The organism is Protofrankia sp. CiT1, assembly GCF_917627335.1.
GTDB lineage: Bacteria > Actinomycetota > Actinomycetes > Frankiales > Frankiaceae > Protofrankia.
In genome coordinates this window covers 3,739-7,171 of the sequence record NZ_CAKJTP010000187.1, presented here as the reverse complement: position 1 = coordinate 7,171, position 3,433 = coordinate 3,739, and the positions used below count along the sequence as shown (strand labels likewise).

Genomic DNA, 3,433 nt, shown 5'->3' with positions numbered 1-3,433 from the left:
CCGATGTCCAGAAAAGGCGACACCAGCCACGGAGCCACGGAGCCACAGCCGAACTACCGGCGATCCGCCCAGGAGGCTGCGGGGGGATCGCGTCAGAACCCGGCGGCGATGCGGGCGAGCCTACGGCCGACCTTGAGGTAGTACTCGCCGGCCCGGCCATGGAGCTTGTCCTTGAGCACGGTCGCGAGCGGTTCGCGGGCCTCGTCCGCGGTGAGCCGGAGCTGGTCCTGAACGCCCGCGGATTCGACGACGAGCCGCAGGCCGTCCTGCTGGGCGACCCGACGGACATCGCCGTTGCTCTTGGCGAAGCCGAGCGCCCTGACCGCATCGGTGATCGACTGCCCCAGATCCGTGATGGTTGGCAGGTCGTCAACCTCACCGAAGACGCGCCTGGAAAAACGCGCGGCAAACTCCTCGCGCGCCTTCATGGCCGCCTCGACACCGTGGACAGCCGCGGTGACCTCCCCCGCGAGGATCTTCTTCAGATCCATCGGATGCAGCGACCCGGCGGCCAGCCGCTCACCGACGATGGCCAGTTCGGAGTCCCGCCACTCGCTCAGTGCCCGGAAGTAAGGCTCCACCAACCGGTCGGGCACCGACATGATCTTACCGAAGATCTCACCCGCGGGAGCGGCCAGGGGGACGTAGTTGCCCTTGGACTTGGACATCTTCGCCCCGGTGCCATCGGTGCCCTCGATCAGCGCGGTGGCGACCACCAGTTCCGGCGGCTGGCCGCAGATGTGCATGACATGCCTGCACATCTGCATATTGAGGAACTGGTCGATACCGCCGACCTCCAGGTCGCTGGCGATCTCGACCGAGTCCAGCGCCATGACCACCGAGTACAGCAGCTCGGCCAGGGACAGCCCCTGACCGGCGTCCAGGCGCTTACGGAAGTCGTCGCGCTGCAACGGCATCGAGGCCGGGATCTGGGCGGTGATCTCGATCAGCCTGGGCAGCTTGACGTCCCGCAGCCAGTCGCCGTTGTGGCGGAACTGGGCGCGGGTGAAGTCGAAGAAAGCCGTGACCTGCTCGCGGTAGGTGGCGAGATTGTGGGCGATGTCCTCGTCGGTCAGCGCGGGGCGCTCGTCCGAGCGGCCGGAGGGGTCACCGATCTTGGCGGTCACGTCACCGACGATGAACACCACCTGGTGGCCCATGCGCTGGAACCGGCTCAGGATGAGCATCGGTACCGCGTGGCCCAGGTGGACCTCGTGGCCGGTCGGGTCGATGCCGAATTTGGCGATGAACGGCCGCCCCTTCTCCCCGGCCTCGGTGATCCGCGCGGCCAGGGCGTCGACCGAGGGCTGCAGCTCCTGGGAGCGCTCGGCGATCAGTGTGGCCTGCTCGGCCGGGGAGAGATCCGACAGGTCCAGACCGCGGCGCTGCGTGCTCAGGCCCAGCAGTTCACGCACGGTGGCGCCGGCCGCGAGGTCCGCGCCCTCCAGCAGGGCGGTGACGCGGTCAACGGACTGGCTCAATCGGGTCATCAGGGCTCTCCGGGGCGTGGGTGGCATCGCCATCCTATGAAGAACCCGAGGCTGTCTCCGAACGCCCGTCTCGCTCCGGCCGGCCTCAGACTCGACCTCGACCTCGACCTCGACCTCAGGCTCGGGCCCGGCGCCGAGCCCGCCGCGATCCTGGCCGCGTCACTGGGAGCGCGGCGAGGAACTGATCCCGGTGTTCTGGAGGGACCGCACCACCCGCCTCTACAGCCAGGATCGTCTCTCCCCCGACGATCAGCGATCTCGCAAGCGTTGAGCCCTCCACGACGGCTGCCCCAGCCATCCGCAAGCCCTGCGCCGCGACCACACCCTCAGCGGCCGCCGTGCCCTGCGCGGCGAGCGCCTCGGTAGCCAGTACGCCTTGCGGGACGCTGTAACCGGTAGTCGAAACAAAGCCAACCGTAGCTGCGAACGCATACTGCCCGTCCGGTCGCAGCACCGAGGCAAGGGGGCGCGCACCGGGCGGCAGGCCCAGGGCTCGGCTCACCGGCGCACTCCGACCGCTGCGGGCATCGATTTCGGCGAGTACCGCGGCCGTCTCGGCGTCGACACGGGACATGCCGCCATCCAGCCCGTTGACAGCGGCGGTCCGATCACTCTCTGACTTCTCGAGGGCGTCGTCGATCCGGCTGACATCAGCTCGGCCCGCGTCGAGGCTGTCGAGGATCAGTTGCTCGTGTGGCCAGCCGGCCAGATACCGGATGACCGCCGCCCGCGTGCTCGCGGCCTGCCCCACCGACAGGCCAGCGGCCAGCCGCTGGATGTCCGGCGCGTTGAACCCGTTGAGCCGCAGGGCGACATCGTGCCAGTCACCGGCCGCGATCGCCGCTTTCAGGGCGACGAGCAGGTCCGAGCGGCTCGCCCGCTGCACCACCAGGGGCATGTTCGCCACCCGCTGGACGGTCTCGTCTACGGCTGGTTCCGTGCCTTCGCGGTCCGTACGCAGGTCGCAGCCACATCGCTGAACCGGCCCCGGCCGTTGTTCGGCGAGACCGGTGATCACCGCACGATTCCCTGCCTGGCGTTGCGGCGCCAGCAGCGCGGCCGGCCCGACGCGGGCAGCAGGCACCGCCTGTGGCCGCAGCACCGCGGGACGCGGACCAACCCGCGCCTCCCGTCGAGCCACCGCGTGTGTCACCGACCGAGCATGCTGGAGCGGCCGTCGTCCCGCATGGCATATGGCACAGGGCTGCCCGAACGTGCAGGCCAAGGCGTTCGCTTCCGGCACAGATGTGTCCTTCACCCAGGCTGATTCGACCCGTCATCCCCGGCCGGCCACAGGTCCCTTTCTGTCACGCCTTCGAACCGCAAAACTTCCGCGTGGCACCCTGAGGAATATGCAATTCCTCAGGGTGCCACGCGGAGGAATGTGGACTGATCGCGTGGGCACGAAGATCGGTCTAGTTGCGCAGGAGCTGCACGTTATGCCGATGTCGGCATAACGTGCACCTTGTGCGGAACAGTTTCCGATCTGCCTCGAAGAAGGACGGGGCCGCCGTCGCGGCCACGCTCAAACCCGTCTACACCGCCCCGTCCGAGGCCGCCGCCCTGGAACAGTTCCTCGCGTTCGCCGAATCCGACCTCGGACGCCGCTACCCGGCGATCATCCGCCTCTGGGAGAACGCCTGGGCCGAGTTCGTCCCGTTCCTGGCCTTCGACCACGAGATCCGCACCGTGATCTGCACGACCCACGCGATCGAGAGCCTGAACGCCCGTTACCGCAAGGCGGTCAACGCCCGCGGACACTTCCCCACCGAGCAGGCCGCGTTGACGTGCCTCTACTTGGCCACCATGGCCCTGGATCCCACCGGCACCGCCCGTAAACACTGGTCGAACAAGTGGAAAAGCGCATTGAATGCATGCGATGTAACTTTCGACGGACGTCTGACCACCGGTCGGAAGTAACCCCAACAAGATTACATACACCG

The 3,433-nt window shown here is 68.0% G+C and carries 3 protein-coding genes; 1 reads left to right on the top strand and 2 read right to left on the bottom strand.

The genetic code is table 11. The features are described from left to right. Positions 1-92 precede the first annotated feature (92 nt). The gene (gene tyrS, locus MJ785_RS19365) at positions 93-1,490 is read right to left on the bottom strand and encodes a tyrosine--tRNA ligase (RefSeq protein WP_239313408.1); all 1,398 of its coding nucleotides are present in this window, start codon (positions 1,488-1,490) and stop codon (positions 93-95) included. A gap of 115 nt (positions 1,491-1,605) precedes the next feature. Beyond that, positions 1,606-2,631, bottom strand: coding sequence for a hypothetical protein (locus tag MJ785_RS19360; protein WP_239382137.1), 1,026 nt, complete (start codon positions 2,629-2,631; stop codon positions 1,606-1,608). 278 nt (positions 2,632-2,909) lie between these two features. Here MJ785_RS19360 and MJ785_RS19355 point away from each other — a divergent pair, with 278 nt between their 5' ends. Then, positions 2,910-3,410 carry a transposase gene (locus MJ785_RS19355; protein WP_255727664.1) on the top strand — a complete coding sequence of 167 codons (501 nt, stop codon included), beginning with the start codon at positions 2,910-2,912 and terminating at the stop codon, positions 3,408-3,410. Positions 3,411-3,433 lie beyond the last annotated feature (23 nt).